The sequence below is a fragment of the Neisseria sp. RH3002v2f genome, assembly GCF_014596375.1.
Classification (GTDB): domain Bacteria; phylum Pseudomonadota; class Gammaproteobacteria; order Burkholderiales; family Neisseriaceae; genus Neisseria; species Neisseria cinerea.
In genome coordinates this window covers 124,417-142,017 of record NZ_MAYZ01000020.1, presented here as the reverse complement: position 1 = coordinate 142,017, position 17,601 = coordinate 124,417, and the positions used below count along the sequence as shown (strand labels likewise).

At 51.7% G+C, this 17,601-nt stretch carries 14 protein-coding genes, 1 tRNA gene and 1 pseudogene; 4 read left to right on the top strand and 12 right to left on the bottom strand.

Annotated features, from left to right (window positions below; genetic code table 11):
* Positions 1–47: 47 nt before the first annotated feature.
* On the bottom strand, positions 48–1,559 hold the full coding sequence (lysS, locus tag BBW69_RS04635) for a lysine--tRNA ligase (RefSeq protein ID WP_188210562.1): 1,512 nt from the start codon (positions 1,557–1,559) through the stop codon (positions 48–50).
* Positions 1,560–1,713: 154 nt separating this feature from the next.
* Positions 1,714–2,967: an NRAMP family divalent metal transporter gene (locus BBW69_RS04630; RefSeq protein WP_188210561.1), complete on the bottom strand. Its 1,254-nt coding sequence runs from the start codon at positions 2,965–2,967 to the stop codon at positions 1,714–1,716.
* A gap of 316 nt (positions 2,968–3,283) precedes the next feature.
* On the opposite strand from BBW69_RS04630, the gene BBW69_RS04625 reads away from it, so the two are divergent.
* Positions 3,284–5,080: an aminopeptidase P family protein gene (locus BBW69_RS04625; protein WP_188210560.1), complete on the top strand. Its 1,797-nt coding sequence runs from the start codon at positions 3,284–3,286 to the stop codon at positions 5,078–5,080.
* Between the two features lie 72 nt (positions 5,081–5,152).
* Here BBW69_RS04625 and purH read toward each other — a convergent pair whose 3' ends face one another.
* The 3 genes and pseudogenes from purH to serB all read right to left on the bottom strand — a co-directional run.
* Positions 5,153–6,733 carry a bifunctional phosphoribosylaminoimidazolecarboxamide formyltransferase/IMP cyclohydrolase gene (purH, locus tag BBW69_RS04620; RefSeq protein ID WP_188210559.1) on the bottom strand — a complete coding sequence of 527 codons (1,581 nt, stop codon included), beginning with the start codon at positions 6,731–6,733 and terminating at the stop codon, positions 5,153–5,155.
* 163 nt (positions 6,734–6,896) lie between these two features.
* On the bottom strand, positions 6,897–8,120 hold the full coding sequence (locus BBW69_RS04615; RefSeq protein ID WP_188210558.1) for a chloride channel protein: 1,224 nt from the start codon (positions 8,118–8,120) through the stop codon (positions 6,897–6,899).
* Between the two features lie 65 nt (positions 8,121–8,185).
* Positions 8,186–8,848, bottom strand: a pseudogene (serB, locus tag BBW69_RS04610) (phosphoserine phosphatase SerB); the annotation flags it as partial.
* Between the two features lie 399 nt (positions 8,849–9,247).
* Between serB and BBW69_RS04605 the strand changes: the two are divergent.
* From BBW69_RS04605 to pntB, 3 genes are all read left to right on the top strand, one after another.
* Positions 9,248–10,789, top strand: a complete 1,542-nt coding sequence (locus BBW69_RS04605) for a Re/Si-specific NAD(P)(+) transhydrogenase subunit alpha (protein ID WP_188210556.1) — start codon at positions 9,248–9,250, stop codon at positions 10,787–10,789.
* Between the two features lie 3 nt (positions 10,790–10,792).
* Positions 10,793–11,176, top strand: a complete 384-nt coding sequence (locus BBW69_RS04600; protein ID WP_188210555.1) for an MAPEG family protein — start codon at positions 10,793–10,795, stop codon at positions 11,174–11,176.
* Positions 11,177–11,240: 64 nt separating this feature from the next.
* Positions 11,241–12,626, top strand: a complete 1,386-nt coding sequence (pntB, locus tag BBW69_RS04595; protein ID WP_188210630.1) for a Re/Si-specific NAD(P)(+) transhydrogenase subunit beta — start codon at positions 11,241–11,243, stop codon at positions 12,624–12,626.
* 56 nt (positions 12,627–12,682) lie between these two features.
* Here pntB and BBW69_RS04590 read toward each other — a convergent pair whose 3' ends face one another.
* The 7 genes from BBW69_RS04590 to BBW69_RS04560 form a co-directional block, all read right to left on the bottom strand.
* Positions 12,683–12,838: a hypothetical protein gene (locus tag BBW69_RS04590; RefSeq protein ID WP_159069844.1), complete on the bottom strand. Its 156-nt coding sequence runs from the start codon at positions 12,836–12,838 to the stop codon at positions 12,683–12,685.
* 261 nt (positions 12,839–13,099) lie between these two features.
* Positions 13,100–13,175 (bottom strand) — tRNA-Asn (locus BBW69_RS04585).
* 84 nt (positions 13,176–13,259) lie between these two features.
* Positions 13,260–13,619, bottom strand: coding sequence for a roadblock/LC7 domain-containing protein (locus BBW69_RS04580; RefSeq protein ID WP_003676648.1), 360 nt, complete (start codon positions 13,617–13,619; stop codon positions 13,260–13,262).
* Between the two features lie 18 nt (positions 13,620–13,637).
* On the bottom strand, positions 13,638–14,282 hold the full coding sequence (locus BBW69_RS04575; protein ID WP_107960621.1) for a peptidase M23: 645 nt from the start codon (positions 14,280–14,282) through the stop codon (positions 13,638–13,640).
* Between the two features lies 1 nt (position 14,283).
* The gene (locus tag BBW69_RS04570; protein WP_003676651.1) at positions 14,284–14,820 is read right to left on the bottom strand and encodes an ATP/GTP-binding protein; all 537 of its coding nucleotides are present in this window, start codon (positions 14,818–14,820) and stop codon (positions 14,284–14,286) included.
* A 10-nt stretch (positions 14,821–14,830) separates the two neighbouring features.
* Positions 14,831–15,928, bottom strand: coding sequence for a response regulator (locus BBW69_RS04565; RefSeq protein ID WP_188210554.1), 1,098 nt, complete (start codon positions 15,926–15,928; stop codon positions 14,831–14,833).
* Between the two features lie 23 nt (positions 15,929–15,951).
* Positions 15,952–17,373, bottom strand: a complete 1,422-nt coding sequence (locus tag BBW69_RS04560; RefSeq protein WP_188210553.1) for a 23S rRNA methyltransferase — start codon at positions 17,371–17,373, stop codon at positions 15,952–15,954.
* Positions 17,374–17,601 lie beyond the last annotated feature (228 nt).

Below are 17,601 nucleotides of genomic sequence, written 5' to 3'. Positions count from 1 at the left end.
AATCCAAACGGGTTCAGACGGCATTTCTATTTCAACTGTTTTTATGATTATTCGGGACGCATTTGCGGGAACAGAATCACGTCGCGGATGGTTTGCGAATCGGTCAGCAACATTACTAGGCGATCAATACCGATACCGCAGCCGCCAGTCGGCGGCAGGCCGAATTCCATCGCGCGGATGTAGTCGGCATCGTAGTGCATGGCTTCGTCGTCGCCCGCGTCTTTTTGCGCCACTTGTGCTTTGAAGCGTTCGGCTTGGTCTTCGGGGTCGTTCAACTCGGAATAGCCGTTTGCCAGCTCGCGACCGACAACGAACAATTCGAAACGTTCGGTCAGACCTTGTTTCGTATCCGAAGCGCGTGCCAACGGGGAAACTTCGACCGGGTAATCGACGATGAAGGTCGGGTTCCACAGTTTGCCCTCGGCGCAACCTTCAAACAGGGCAAGTTGCAGGCTGCCGATACCCGGAGACGGAGGCAGGCTTTCGCCGTGTTTGACGATTTCTTTTTTCAGCCATTCTTCATCGTTCAACTGCTCGTCGGTGTAGTGCGGATTGTATTTTTTGATGGCACCGAGAATGGTCAGGCGCTCAAACGGGCTTTCCAAATCGACTTCTTTGCCGTTGTAGCTGATTTTCGCCATGCCGTTTACTGTGCGCGATGCGTTTCTGATGATGTCTTCTGCCATCTGCATCATACGTTCGTAGTCGGAGAAGGCTTCGTAGAATTCGATCATGGTGAATTCGGGATTGTGGCGCACCGACATGCCTTCGTTGCGGAAGCTGCGATTGATTTCAAACACGCGCTCCAAACCGCCGACCACCAAGCGTTTCAGATACAGCTCGGGCGCGATGCGCAGGTAGAGCGGGATGTCCAAAGCATTGTGGTGGGTCACGAACGGTTTCGCCGTCGCGCCGCCGGGAATCGGGTGCATCATCGGGGTTTCGACTTCGAGATAATGCTCGTTCACCATAAAATTGCGCACGGATTGGATGATTTGGCTGCGTTTGATAAACGTATTGCGCGATTCTTCGTTGGCAATCAAATCGACGTAGCGTTGACGGTATTTGGTTTCCTGATCGCTCAAGCCTTTGTGTTTGTCGGGCAGCGGGCGCAGGGACTTGGACAGCAGGCGGATATCGGAAACGCGCACAGTCAATTCGCCGTGGTTGGTTTTAAACAAAGTACCTTCCGCGCCGACGATGTCGCCCAAGTCCCAATGGTTGAAATCGTCTAAAACTTCTTGGCTCACGCCTTTGTTGTTCAGATAAAGCTGGATTTGGCCGGTCACGTCTTGAATGGTAGCAAAACTCGCCTTGCCCATTTGGCGTTTGAGCATCATGCGGCCGGCAATTTTGACGGGAATGCCTTGCGGGTCGAGTTCTTCTTTGCTGATTTCGCCGTATTGGGCGTGCAAATCGGCGGCAAAGCTGTCGCGCTTGAAGTCGTTGGGATAGGCGTTGCGCTGTTGGCGGATGTTGTGCAGTTTTTCGCGGCGCAGGGCGATGATTTGGTTTTCGTCCAACTGCGGCTCGGTTTGCGGATTGTTTTGTTCGCTCATGGTATTTTCCGGAAAAATAAATCAGGCGCAATCTGTTTCAGACGACCTGATTGAATCACAAAATTTGCGCATATTTTACGCGATGTCGGTGTTTTTTTCTAGGAAAGGGCAATGCCGTCTGAAAATATTACAGACGGCATTCAGATTTTGAAACCTATGCCAAAAGTCCGCTAAGGTTCAACAGGAACAAAACGGCAAATCCGGTCAGGTAGAGCAAGCCGACAATGGCAAGGAAATTCATACCGGCGGTAAGCTTGTGCCGTTTGTCTCCTTTGACCAGGCGGTAGTTGAGCCATGCGAACACAGGGGCGGACACAAAAGCGGTAATCATGGCAAATTTGAGCAGCTCGGCCATCGCGCTGTTGAACCAAAAAATCACCGCCAAACCGCTGCCTGCAACCCAAATATTCCAGGCAAAGAGTTCGGCGTTGCCGGTTTTCTCACTGCCGCGCAGCAGGCGCACAGGTTCCGCAATGGCGCGCGCATAACCGTCAACAACGGTAATCGTCGTACCGTACATGCAGGCAAAAGCGATAAACGCCACCAGCGGACGCGACCAGTCGCCGATGGTTACCGCATACATATTGATCAGTTGTCCGACATATTTGCCGCCGGCCATCTGCACTTCTTCACCGTTACCGTATTGCACATACGCACCCAGGGCAAGGAAGACGACGGCAAGCACGGCACTGGTGATGTAACCGACGTTGAAATCAAAAATCCCGTCATGATAAGAGGAAGGTTGGAGGCGCTGTTTCTCCGTAACCCACAAAGAATTGATGGCGGAAATTTCAATCGGCGCAGGCATCCAGCCCATCAGCGCGATCAGGAAGCCCAAACCGGCAAGCGTCCACGGTGTCGGCTCGATAAAATCAGGTTTCATCTGCATACCACGCGACATGGCGATACCGGCGGCGGCAACCGTGGCAACCGTCAGGCTGACGATGATAATTTTGGAAACATTGTCCAAAGCCTTGTAGCGTCCGCTCGCCAGGATAATCAGGCAGGAAGCCATAATCAGCGCGGAGATTGCGCCGATACCCAGTGTCAGCGAGGGAATCGCCATTTTGACGATGGTGGCGGTTACGATGGCAACCGCACCCGCGTTAATCGTCGCGGCAGCAATACACAAAATCAAGAAAACCCACAGGTAGATGCGGCTTTTCTCCGCATAACCTTCAATCAGGCTTTTACCCGTATCCAGCGTGTAATGCGCGCTGAAGCGGAAAAACGGGTATTTGAAGAGGTTGGTCAGGACGATAATCAATGCGAGCTGCCAGCCGTAAAGCGCACCTGCCTGCGTGGAGGCAATCAGGTGCGAACCGCCGACCGCCGCCGATGCCATCATAATACCCGGACCTAATGCGTTGATTTTACTTTTCCAAGTCGAAATATGTTGTTCGGACATGATTTTTCCGTATTGCTAATATAAAAATGCGTATTTTAACGTAATCTAAATACACGCCAAACCGACTTATTGAAACTTTACACCCTAATATTCCTGATTTCTCCCAATTATTTTCAGAAAAACATGCAATATGGCATTTTATGCCTGAAAGTTTACAACAAATAGCCTTGCATCGCTTTTTACCGTACAAAATATACTTTCAAATTCCTGAACGCGTTTTGCAGCCAGCAAACGATTTGATAAGATGGTTACGTTTCCCCAGCCGGTACGCCGCCATGCCGTCTGAAACCTTACACTTTCTCTGGAGAATCCGTTCATGAATACCGTATCGAATTACCTGTCCGCATTGCGCGAAGCCATGAAAGCGCAAGGCTTGGACGCACTCGTCATCCCTTCCGCCGATCCCCACCTGTCCGAATACCTGCCCGAGCATTGGCAGGCGCGGCGCGAATTGTCAGGCTTTACCGGCTCAGTCGGCACGTTTGTCCTGACCGCCGATGAAGCGGGCGTATGGGTGGACAGCCGCTATTGGGAACAAGCCGCCAAACAGCTTTCCGGCAGCGGCATCGAGCTGCAAAAAAGCGGTCAAGTGCCGCCGTACAACGAATGGCTCGCGACAAACCTACCCGAAAACGCCGCCGTCGGCATCCCATCCGATATGGTGTCGCTCACCGGCAAACGCACTTTGGCGCAATCCCTAGCCGCCAAAAACATCCGCATCGAACACCCCGACGACCTGCTTGACCGCGTATGGAGCAGCCGCCCTACCATCCCCGCCGAAACCGTGTTCATCCACGACCCCGCCTACGTCTCCGAAACCGCCGCCGAAAAACTCGCCCGCGTGCGTGCCGTCATGGCGGAAAAAGGCGCGGATTACCACTTGGTTTCCTCGCTTGACGACATCGCTTGGCTGACCAACCTGCGCGGTAGCGACGTGCCTTTCAACCCCGTTTTCGTGTCCTTCCTGCTTATCGGCAAAGACAACGCCGTCCTGTTTACCGACCAAGGTCGTCTGAACGCCGAAGCCGCCGCCGCGCTGCAAACCGCCGGCATCACGGTCGAACCTTATGCCCAAGTTGCCGACAAACTCGCGCAAATCGGCAGCGTGCTGCTCATCGAACCGAACAAAACCGCCGTCAGCACGCTCGTGCGCCTGCCCGAAAGCGTGCGCCTGATCGAAGGCATCAACCCGTCCACCTTCTTCAAATCCGTCAAATCCGAAGCCGACATCGCCCACATCCGCGAAGCGATGGAACAAGACGGCGCGGCGTTGTGCGGCTTCTTCGCCGAGTTTGAAGACATCATCGAAAACGGCGGCAGCCTGACCGAAATCGACGTGGACACCATGCTCCACCGCTACCGCAGCGCACGTCCGGGCTTCATTTCATTGAGTTTCGACACCATCGCGGGCTTCAACGCCAACGCCGCCCTGCCGCATTACAGCGCAACGCCCGAAAGCCACAGCACCATCAGCGGCAACGGTCTGCTACTCATCGACTCCGGCGCGCAATACAAAGGCGGCACGACCGACATCACCCGCGTCGTCCCCGTCGGCACGCCCACAGCAGAACAAAAACGCGACAACACACTCGTTCTCAAAGCCCATATCGCGCTTGCCGAAGCTGTGTTCCCCGAAAACATCCCCTCACCGCTGATAGACGCGATTTGTCGCAAACCCCTGTGGCAGGCGCAATGCGACTACGGTCACGGCACAGGCCACGGCGTAGGCTATTTTCTCAACGTCCACGAAGGCCCGCAGCGCATCGCCTTCGCCGCCCCCGCCACGCCCGAAACCGCCATGAAAAAAGGCATGGTTACCTCCATCGAACCCGGACTTTACCGCCCGGGAAAATGGGGCATCCGCATTGAAAACCTCGCCGCCAACCAAGCCGTCGCCAAACCGCAGGAAACCGAGTTCGGCAGCTTCTTGTACTTCGAAACCCTGACCCTCTGCCCCATCGATACCCGCCTGATGGACACCGCCCTGATGACCGACGGCGAAATCGACTGGGTCAACCGCTACCACGCCGAAGTCCGCCGCCGACTCGAGCCGCTGACCGAAGGCGCGGCAAAAGCGTGGCTGATCAAACGCACCGAACCGCTGGCGCGTTAAACAGCCCGATACAAAAAATGCCGTCTGAAACCCAAGACAAAGGTTTCAGACGGCATTTTTTACCGGTTCACATCAATGGCGGAAGTGGCGGATGCCGGTTACGACCATGGCGATGCCGTGTTCGTCCGCTGCGTCAAAGACTTCTTGGTCGCGCATGGAGCCTGCCGGATGGATGATGGCTTTGATGCCTTGTTCGGCGATGACGTCCACGCCGTCGCGGAACGGGAAGAAGGCATCGGAAGCAGCGCATGCACCGTTTAAGTCCAAACCTGCGTCCTGCGCTTTGCGGGCGGCGATGCGGGTGCTGTCCACGCGGCTCATTTGACCTGCGCCGATGCCGTAGGTTTGACCGCCTTTGCCGAACACGATGGCGTTGGATTTGACGTATTTTGCGACGTTCCAGACGAACAGCAAATCATTCCATTCCTGCTCGGTCGGTTGGCGTTTGGAGACGACTTTCAAATCGGCGCGGCTGATGCGGTGGATGTCGGGCGTTTGCACCAACAGTCCGCCGCCGACACGTTTGAGTTCAAAGCGGTTGGCACCTGCCTCAAGCGGCACTTCCAATACGCGCACGTTTTTCTTGGCGGCGGCGATTTCGAGGGCTTCGGCAGTAAATTTCGGCGCCATGAGGACTTCCATAAACTGGTTGTCGGTAATTTGTTTGACGGTTTCGCCGTCCACTTCGCGGTTGAAGGCGATGATGCCGCCGAATGCGCTGGTGGTGTCGGTGGCGTAGGCGAGTTTGTAGGCGGTCAATGTATCGGCTGCAACGGCGACGCCGCACGGATTGGCGTGTTTCACAATCACACAGGCGGGCGCGTCGAAGGATTTGACGGCTTCCCAAGCGGCATCGGCATCGGCGATGTTGTTGTAGGACAATTCTTTGCCTTGCAGTTGTTTGTAGGCGGAAAGGCTGCCTGCTGCGGGGTAAATATCGCGGTAGAACGCGGCGCGTTGGTGCGGATTTTCGCCATAGCGCATGTCTTGCACTTTAATCCAACTTTGGTTGAACTGGCTTGGGAATTCGCCGATTTCGGGCGTGCCGCTCAAGACGTCGTCTGAAAGTGAGGTCAGGTAGTTGGAAATCATGCCGTCGTATTGGGCGGTGTGGCTGAATGCTTTGCGTGAGAGGTTGAAACGGGTTTTGTCGCTCAATGCTCCGTTGTTGGCTTCGAGTTCGGCGGCGATGGCGGGGAAATCGGCTGTGTCGGTAACGATGGCGACGTGTTTCCAGTTTTTCGCGGCAGAGCGCACCATGGTCGGGCCGCCGATGTCGATGTTTTCAATCGCGTCTTCCAGCGTGCAGTTTGGTTTGGCGATGGTAGCGGCGAAAGGGTAAAGGTTGACGCACACGAGGTCGATATTGCCGATGCCGTGTTCTTCCATCTTGGCGACGTGTTCATCCAAATCGCGACGTCCGAGGATGCCGCCGTGGATTTTCGGATGCAGGGTTTTCACACGACCGTCGAGCATTTCGGGAAAACCGGTATAGTCGGCGACTTCAATCACGGGAACGCCTGCATCAGCTAAAAGCTTTGCTGTACCGCCGGTAGAGAGGATTTCAACACCGAGCTTGGTCAGGATTTGGGCAAATTCGACTGCGCCTGTCTTGTCGGACAGGCTGATCAGGGCGCGTTTGATGGAAGACATTTGGATTTCCTTTGTTGAAGGTTTAATCAGTATGGGATAAATTTTCAGGGCGGTATTATCCGCTATTTTCGCCTTTTTGGCAGTAGGTTTTTATAGATATTGTTGACAATTTTATTGTAAAAGGCCGTCTGAAACTCGGTTTCAGACGACCTTTTGTTTTTAACTATTTAAATCCCATTTTCTTAGCCACCCATACTGCGCCTGCCATGCCTGTGCATAATGGCATGAGTAAGGCAACAGGGGCGTAGGTGAGCTCCAAAATAAAGGCTATGGCTGTCAGGGGCATTTTGAGGGAGACGCCAAGGAAAACGGCAGCGCCGACAACGGCCGCGCTTTCGGAGGACATTTCTGGGAAAACGCTGTTCCACACGGCTGCTGCGGCAAAGGCGATGGTGCTACCGAGCATCATGGACGGGGTAATCAGGCCGCCGTATGCGCCTGCCGCCAACGCCATCAAGACGACCAGCCATTTGACGGCGGTCAGCTCAAGGCTGTGTTGCCAGTCGGTCAATCCGCCAAAGGTCAGTTGGTTGCCTGCTTTGCCGTTGCCCAAAATTTCGGGAAACCAAACGGAAATCACGCCGATGAGTGCAAACATACAGACAGCCAAGGGAATGATTTTGATGTTGTCGCGCTTGATGAAGGGGAACTTTTGGGCTGTACGCTGGAAAAAAACAGCGGTTGCGCCCAGTATCGGGCCGATGACGGCGGAAAACCAAAGCAATGAAGTATTTACGGCAAGGTTGGCGGGATGATACTGCTGCACGTCGCCTAAGCCGATGCGCGCGACGGCAGTGGCGATGACGGAAGTCAGCAATGCGGCGGCGACAGCTTGCTGCGTCCACACGCCCAGCATGGCTTCGAGGATGAAAAGTGTGGAGGCGAGCGGCACATTATACACGGCCGCCAAACCCGCACCCGAAGCGCAAGCAATCAGCAGCCGCATTTCGTCTTCATCCAAACCCAACCGCCTGCCGCCGGCAAAAGCAAACGCGGCAGTCATTTCGCGCGGAGCCACTTCCCGTCCGAGCGGCGAACCGAGTCCGACCGTTATGATTTGCAGCAGAACATGGAAAACCGTCGTCAGAAACGGCAGCCCCTGCAACGGCTGCTTCAAGGCCGCCTTGATTCCGATGAGCGGTTTGCCCAAGGCTTTCAGCAACCACCAGCCGCCGCCTGCCAACATACCACACAGGATCAATACGCCCAAACGCCGTCCTTCCGAAGCACGGGCCACACCTTCGCGGAACGAGATGTCCGCCCCATCCGCGCCATAACCGTATGCCGTATGCTGTATGAAGTGCATCAGTTCCGTCAGCACAATGCCGACCAAACCGCCGATAACGCCTGCTGCTGCCAAGGCAAACCAAAGTTTTCTGCGTCCCACTGTCGTTCCCGCCGTTCAAATGCCGTCTGAACACGTTTTTCAGACGGCATCCGTTTCCTATCCGCCTATCCGAACAGGCCGCGTACACGCTCCAAACCGCCGAAGTTAATACAGGCATCGGCGGCTGCCTGCGCTTTCGGTTTGGCGCGGTAAGCCACGCCTATGCCCGCTTCTTTGAGCATCGGAATATCGTTCGCACCGTCGCCCATTGCCAACACCTGATGCGGCTGCAATCCGAGGCGGCTGCGGTATTCGCGCAATAAATCCGCCTTTGCCTGCGCGTCGATGATTCTGCCTTTCAGACGGCCGGTCAACCTGCCGTTTTCAATTTCCAAAATATTGGCGTGTTGGTATTCGAAACCGAGTCGTTGTTGCAGCCTTTCGGTAAAAAATGTGAACCCGCCGGACACCAGCAGGAATTTCACATTGTGCCTTTTGCATTCGTCCAACAAAAATTCCGCACCGGGCGAGAGCTTCAAAACGTTTTCATAAACATCCGCCAAAACCCGTTCGTCCAATCCGGCCAACAGAGCGACGCGGCTGCGCAACGACTGCTCGAAATCCAACTCTCCGCGCATAGCACGCTCGGTAATTTCCGCCACGCGTTCCTTCAAGCCGGCACACGCCGCAATTTCATCGATGCATTCGATGGTGATCAGCGTCGAATCCATGTCGCTGACAATTAAACCGAGTTCGCCAAAATCCATATCCGGCAAAACGGCGAAATCCGTTTCCATCCGTCTCATATTTTCACGCATTTCGGCAGTTGGGGAAAAATCGCCGCCAACCGGCATCCTGATACGCCCGCCCTGATTTTCCGGTTTGTTTGCCAGACAACGGGACACCACACACAAGGCTTCCTCATTACCCTGCAACACCAAGACCTTATCCATACCGCCCCTTCTTCCCGACAAAAGGGACATTATAGTCGCAACAAAAAAACACAGACAATAAATACAAACCATCCCGTCAGGAATAGCCTGCCGCCTCAGATAGTGCACCATGTGCGCTATTGCCATATCGAACAAAATTCGCTATAACCGATGGCTGCTGTTTCGTATATAACAATCAGGTGCGGACGACAATTTCCTCAAACTCCCGCCTGCCTCAACCAAAAGGATTCAGAGATGAAAATCGGTATCCCACGCGAGTCATTATCCGGCGAAACCCGCGTCGCCTGTACGCCTGCCACCGTTGCCCTGTTGAGCAAACTGGGCTTTGAAACCGTTGTCGAAAGCGGCGCAGGTTTGGCAGCAAGTTTGGATGATGCGGCTTACCAAGCAGCAGGCGCGACCGTTGCCGACAAAGTGGCGGTTTGGGCCTGCCCTTTAATTTATAAGGTCAACGCTCCGTCCGAAGGCGAGCTGCCGCTGCTCAAAGAAGGACAAACCATCGTCAGCTTCCTGTGGCCGCGCCAAAACGAGGCTTTGGTCGAAGCCTTGCGTGCCAAGAAAGTGAACGCGCTGGCAATGGATATGGTGCCCCGCATTTCCCGTGCGCAGGCTTTAGACGCTTTGTCTTCAATGGCAAACATCAGCGGCTACCGCGCCGTGATTGAAGCCGCCAACGCCTTCGGCCGTTTCTTCACCGGTCAAATCACCGCCGCCGGCAAAGTGCCGCCCGCGCAGGTTTTGGTAATTGGCGCCGGTGTGGCGGGTTTGGCGGCAATCGGTACGGCAAACTCGCTCGGCGCAGTGGTGCGCGCGTTCGATACCCGCTTGGAAGTGGCGGAACAAATCGAATCGATGGGCGGTAAATTCCTGAAACTCGACTTCCCGCAAGAATCGGGCGGCAGCGGCGACGGCTATGCCAAAGTGATGAGCGACGAATTTATCGCCGCCGAGATGAAACTCTTTGCCGAGCAGGCGAAAGAAGTGGACATCATCATCACCACCGCCGCCATTCCGGGCAAACCCGCGCCCAAGCTGATTACCAAAGAAATGGTCGAAAGCATGAAATCCGGCTCCGTCATCGTCGATTTGGCGGCAGCAACAGGCGGCAACTGCGAACTCACCAAACCGGGCGAATTGTTCGTAACCGACAACGGCGTGAAAATCATCGGCTACACCGACATGGCAAACCGCCTTGCCGGACAGTCTTCCCAGCTTTACGCCACCAACTTGGTCAACCTGACCAAGCTGTTAAGCCCGAACAAAGACGGCGAAATCACGTTGGACTTCGAAGACGTGATTATCCGCAACATGACCGTTACCCGCGACGGCGAAATCACCTTCCCGCCTCCGCCGATTCAAGTTTCCGCCCAGCCGCAGCAAACGTCGTCTGAAAAAGCCGCGCCTGCCGCCAAGCCCGAGCCGAAACCCGTTCCCCTGTGGAAAAAACTCGCGCCCGCCGTCATCGCCGCCGTATTGGTACTGTGGGTCGGCGCGGTTGCACCCGCAGCATTCTTGAACCACTTTATCGTGTTCGTCCTCGCCTGCGTCATCGGGTACTACGTCGTTTGGAACGTCAGCCACTCGCTGCATACCCCGCTGATGTCCGTGACCAACGCGATTTCCGGCATCATCGTCGTCGGCGCACTGCTGCAAATCAGCCAAGGCAACGGTTTCGTTACCCTGCTTGCCTTCATCGCCATCCTGATTGCCAGCATCAATATCTTCGGCGGCTTCTTCGTAACGCGCCGCATGTTGAATATGTTTAGGAAAGGATAAAGCATGACTTTTGCCTATTGGTCCATCCTGATTGCCTGCTTATTGCCGCTTTTTTGTGCAGCGTATGCCAAAAAAACAGGCGGATTCCGCTTCAGCGACAATCATCATCCCCGTGATTTTCTGGCGCGTACCCAAGGTGCCGCTGCCCGTGCCCATGCCGCGCAGCAAAATAGTTTTGAAGCATTTGCGCCATTTGCAGCCGCCGTTTTGACGGCACACGCAACCGGCAATGCCGAACAAGCAACCGTCAACACGCTTGCCGGCCTATTCATCCTGTTCCGCCTTGCCTTTATCTATTGCTATATCGCCGACAAAGCAGCCATGCGCTCACTGATGTGGGCAGGCGGATTTATCTGTACCGTCGGGCTGTTTGTGGCTGCCGCCTAAACAGATGCCGTCTGAACAGTTCAGACGGCATCAAAAACAAATCATCGAAAATCGGAGAATTTCCATGTCTTCAGGATTAGTGACAGCGGCGTATATCGTTGCCGCAATTTTATTTATCTTCTCGCTGGCGGGGCTGTCCAAGCAGGAAACCGCCAAACAGGGCTGCTATTCCGGCGTCGCCGGGATGGCGGTTGCCTTGTTCGTTACCGTGTTTTCCGAAAACACCCACGGACTGGGCTGGATCATCATCGCCATGCTCATTGGCGCGGCAATCGGCATCTACAAAGCAAAAAAAGTAGAAATGACCGAAATGCCCGAACTGATTGCCCTGCTGCACAGCTTCGTCGGCTTGGCGGCGGTTTTGGTCGGCTTCAACAGCTACATTGAGTCGGGCAACGTTTCGCACGATATGCACACCATCCATCTGGTCGAAGTCTATTTGGGCATTTTCATCGGCGCAGTAACCTTTACCGGCTCACTGGTCGCATTCGGCAAGCTCAACGGCAAAATCAGCAGCAGCCCGCTGCAACTGCCCGCCAAACACAAGCTCAACGCACTGGCACTTGGCGTATCGTTTGTGTTGCTGCTCGTATTTGTCGGTATTAACGGCAGCGGCTTCATCCTACTGATAATGACCCTGATTGCTCTCGCATTCGGCTGGCACTTGGTCGCCTCCATCGGCGGCGCGGATATGCCCGTGGTCGTATCCATGCTCAACTCCTACTCCGGCTGGGCAGCCGCAGCGGCAGGCTTTATGCTCTCCAACGACCTGCTCATCGTCACCGGCGCACTGGTCGGCTCAAGCGGCGCAATTCTATCCTACATTATGTGCAAAGCCATGAATCGGTCGTTTGTTTCCGTGATTGCCGGCGGTTTCGGCAGCGACAGCGGCACATCATCTTCCGGCAGCCAAGAGATAGGAGAATACCGAGAAGTCAAAGCTGCCGATGTTGCCGAAATGCTGAAAGGCGCAAACAGTGTCATTATCACCCCGGGCTACGGTATGGCAGTCGCACAAGCGCAATACCCCGTTGCCGAAATCACCGAGCTTTTGCGTAAAAACGGCACAGAAGTGCGCTTCGGCATCCACCCCGTCGCCGGCCGTCTGCCCGGTCACATGAACGTACTGCTTGCCGAAGCCAAAGTCCCCTACGACATCGTTTTGGAAATGGACGAAATCAACGACGACTTCCCCGAAACCGATGTAGTCTTGGTTATCGGCGCGAACGACACCGTCAACCCGGCCGCCCAAACCGACCCGAACAGTCCGATTGCCGGCATGCCCGTGTTGGAAGTGTGGAAGGCAAAAGAAGTCGTCGTATTCAAACGCTCGATGAACACTGGCTACGCGGGCGTACAAAACCCGCTGTTCTTCAACGAAAACAGCGTAATGTGTTTCGGAGATGCGAAAAAAACCATAGACGATATTCTCTCCGAACTGAAAAAATAAACACACAACAAAATGCCGTCTGAAAATCAATGCTTCAGACGGCATTTTTACACAAATCACAGTTTTAAATCACTCAGCTGCCAAGTAGCGTGACCATATCCGCACCACCAGCCAAAGTGCCAAACCACGCTTTTATCTATATCGGAATAAATGCTGAACAGTATGTCGTCTGAAGTGTTGACAAGCGAATACTGCAAGAATACATTCCTCATCCAGCCGTTCGTTGACTTTTCCGTGGGCAAAATTGTAGCCCGAAGGATTTAAGCAGCGGACGGTTTTTCGTATCAGCGATATATCTCAATAATCCTTCTTCAGCCCATTCCTTGAATGCCTTTGCAGCATTATTCCTGCCATAAATACTCGCCAGCTTGTTGATTTGATGGTAGTCCTGATATATACAAGCATCTCAGAAAGGCATTTCTGACGTCGGTAAAGCAAAACCCTCTAAGTAATACTTAGAGGGTTTTAAAATTTGGCTCCCCGACCTGGGCTCGAACCAGGGACCTGCGGATTAACAGTCCGTCGCTCTACCGACTGAGCTATCGGGGAATAGCTTTGAATATTAATTCAAAATGCAGACTATGTCAACATATATTTACAACTGATTGTACTCAGCCTTTGAATGTACAGCCCTTATATACTTTCTGCAATATGTCTTGCCGCACGTTTTGCGTCCAACAGAATCAAACCAAGCTTGCCACTCTCTTTTGCCATCAGCACCAACACTGCATCTTTGCCCGCCTGGCTCAAAAGGATATAGCCCAATTTTCCCTTAATCATAATCTGCTCCAACTCACCGCAGGCAAGCTCATTTACCGAACGACTGGCCAAAGCAAGCAAAGTAGCAGAAATCGCACCCACCCTATCCGAATTCAAATGCGAAGGCAACATAGTCGCCATCGGTAATCCATCGGTTGAGATAACGGCAGACGCGATAATATCCGTAGATGTATTGTTTAAATCTTCAAGGATTGAAATCAATAATTGCTGCATAACCCCTCCTGTCCTGCTTTACACACGGTTACTGTAACGGCGGTATAAAATCCTTACTAGAGTAACAAATGCCTCCTTACTCAAGTCCGGAATGCCACCGACAACCAAAATAAGCTTGGTTGACCCAATATACAATGGGAAAAATGTCAGTTCGCTCTGACCGGAAGGATCGCAAACCCCCCAAGCATTATTGTTAATATATAGATTATTCCTAACCAATAGCCGGTGTTTCTTTTCCATCTGTGCGACTTCTGCCGCCAGCAACCCTAATTCTTCAGCCGCCTCATGATGAAAATTGGCATTGGCAAGATACAGACCATTCCGATCGACCAATAATGCCTTACCACTGCCGGACAACTGTTCCATCAACAACGGCAATTGTTCGTCTGCAAAATTAATACCGTCAGAATCACCATTTTCATCACCATAGAGAAATTCAAGTTTTTGCAGACGGTACAGCAAATTTAAAGCGGTATCAATGTCGGAGGTATCTGCCCAAGCAAGCAGTTTCTCGCTACTAACCACTTCACCAGGGTCTGCCTTCAGCAAACCGTGCAGCAAAGTTTTGCCGGCACTCGGAGTATCGCTGGATACTGCATAGAATGCGCCGGCCGGTGTCAGGCGGGGATATAAATTCGTTTGTAGTGAAAGTGTTGATTCCATGTTAAACCTCCAGTCCCGGATCAATAGAAAATAACATTGCACTAACCAATTGTTTTACGTCATTTTCCTTACGGGCATCAATTTCGAAAACCGGAACATTAAGATTATGTTTTGCAAGATATTTGTGATATACGTCGATACCGGGCTGTGAGCGTATATCCATTTTAGTAATACCTATAACGACCGGCGCCGTTTTCAGCAATCCTTGAAACGAATCCAAGAAAAATTCCAAATCTTTCAACGGATTAGTCCGTGCATTATCTAAAAGCAAAACCAAGCCCATACTGCCTTGACTCAGAATTTCCCACATAAAGTTAAATCGTTCCTGACCCGGGGTACCATACAGGTGAACTTTGGTATCTTCATCCAGATAGATTACGCCATAATCCATTGCTACGGTCGTGTTCCTTTTTCTATCCAAAGTCATATCAGATGCCGAAGCATCAGTCTGAATGGGAGGGTCGTCTGAAATAGCTGCGATAGCCGTGGTTTTTCCCACACCGACAGGACCGGTGAAAATAATTTTATTTTCTCTCATATCTCCGCTCCTAATTACCCAACAGTTTTTTCATCAGCCTTTGAAGAAGACCTCGCGGCTGTGTTTGTGATGGTGCGGTCATTTTTACCGCTTCTTTTGCCATTTCACTGTCTGAGGCAGAGTTGACTCCGATATCTATCTTATCTACCGTATCATGATATGAATGCTGGGAGACCGTCTTCAAATCTACAGATAAGAACCCTGTTGCATAGGTTGCCGCAATATAATTCAAAATGTCATTAATACTCAAAGGCATAACTTTATACAACACATTAAGGTTAACGGATGTTTTAGTTAAAAACGCCGATAGCCGTATCGATTCCGGCACATGCGCCAACCTAGTCAAATTCGGCCAAGACCTCAACGTAAACAAGGTATCCGGAGAGATCGGATAAATTAACCTACCCTGTGCCGTCCAAATAGAAAGCTGCCACATACAGGACATGATGCTGACTTTTGCTTTTTCACGCCACTGGGGATTATCAGGAACGACTTTACAGCCCACCTGCAAATTATCGTCCTTACACAACTGCTCAAGTTTTTCCGCACTTTCTGTCAGAAGAACCCGTTGTATTGAGGGAAAAACGATAAGAACCGGCTTTCCGCCGTGTAAAATGGCAATATCCTGCCCGTTCTTTTCTGCGAATCGCAACGCTCCCAATAAACCTTTATTCGGATTGAAGCGGCGTATTGTTGTCGTACGTTGCTCATTGCCACTGCCTTTTGGAGACTGACCTACAGGCGCAGTAAACGATTTCCCATAAACATTTTCTCCCTGCAATAATTTGCGGAGCATGGGAAACAATGTTTCAAACCGGATTGGTTTAGGCAGGTAGGGAACTTCAGCATCAGGGGCTTTCTCGGAACATACAGTAACAGGTATATCCTTATAACGTTCACCAAACTCCTTCCAAAGATCCAGGCCGCCCTCTGCATCAGTATCCACTAAAACCAAATCAGGTACGATACTGCCGTCTGAAGAAGGTACCGTTTCATAACGGGTGGTATTGTGCATTTTGAATGCCATTTTAAAAATGGATTCCTGATGCGCCGTCATCCCCGCCAACATAACGCGTACTGTTTTAATTTTCGGTATTTGTACTTCCATTTTTTATTATTCCCCGTACCGTTTTATTTTTTTATATTTCGATTCATACGCTGCAGCAGCCGGCTCATCAGCATGACGACTTCTTCCGGCAATCTGTCGGCACGCTCCCTCAGCACCCTTAAAAACTGCCCCAATCTATCCCAATCTTCGGTACGTTCATAAATATCGATTAACGTAATATACAGCTGGGATTCGTCCGGATATTTCAATACCGCCTGCTCCAACACATCCATTGCCGCATCCAGTTGACCATACATCAGCAACGATTCTACTTCTTTAATCGCATCGTCTGCCGGAGATACATTGGCATTGATTAATGAAGAATCTTGAAGTACCAAGTCCCGATATTGTGCTTTTGATTTCTGTATATTTTGTGGCAGATACCCATGCCCCATACCGATGTCTTTAATTTGCTGATCGTCCGGTCCTTTTTCCAAATCATCGAAGACTTCATGGTAGCCCAGGCTGTATCCCCACCCCAGCATTCTCTCTTTTACCTGTCTGCCATAGTTTCCCAATGCTTGATAAAGCTTCCACAGATGCCCGGCAAAACGATCGATGTCTGCATGTTGGTAATCAAGTTTGAGTGCATCAATAATCAGGTTGGCAGGTTTCTCAGAAGCCTGAATAGCACGGTCATATTGTTTTGATGCCGTTTCGTAACTAACTTTGCCTTTAAGGATTTTTGCACCTTGATCTGCACGTACCAAACCAGCAATTGCACCAACCTCCTCCTGGCTAATTTCGGAAACGTCTTTTTTACCCCGAACAATCGGAATACGCTTGACTTCTCCTGCTTCACGCTCTTGAACAGCCGCATCCGGCAGCACAGACGCAGAATCCGCCGTTACAGCACCATCCTCTGTACATTTCTCAATCTCTTGGATGCTCCAACCCAAACCTTCTTCAGCCAAAACTCGTATACGCAAATGGTTGGGATCGAGCTGTAATGCCTGTTGAACATATTTTGCCAGAAGTCCGGGAGGTATCAGACTACCGTACTTCTGCAAATTATCTGCCAAAACATCTACATCCCCCACTTCAAGGTTGGTATCGAGCAATTCGCAGATAAGGTTTTCAGGCTTGTCTTCATCGTCCGGAATACTGTTCAAATAAGCAGCCAGGGATTCGGCTGCCTTACCCTGATACCCGAATTGTTTATAAACCTGATATTCTGTCAGTGGATCGACTTCTTGCGCAGACACGGCTGCAGATGCGGTTTCAGCACTTTCATTCCACGACCAGTCCGACTGAGCACCGTCTGATACTGAACGGTCTACCTGACCAATCCAGTCCGTATCATTATGATCAGATGATTGTCCTTTTGAATTGCCACCGCTTTGTGACTTGTGCTTCGGTATTTGTTTACCTTGTTTCGCACGCATGACCAAAAGCACCAGTAACACAGCTACCAGTGCCAAGCCGATAATTAATGAGTTTTCCAAAGGATACTCCCAATACCGTAATGAGCAAGCATGAATGGTTAAACCGTCCGAGACGGCAGCCGCCCGCTTTTATTATTAACAATTAACTGAAATAGACTTAAAGGAGCAGAATCATACCATAATTTAACTTTGGGCAATATGCCTAAGATACAAGTTTTATTACATTCCACTTTATATTTTATATATTTAAATATATTTAATTTTATTCCACCTTGTCTTTTTCACCTT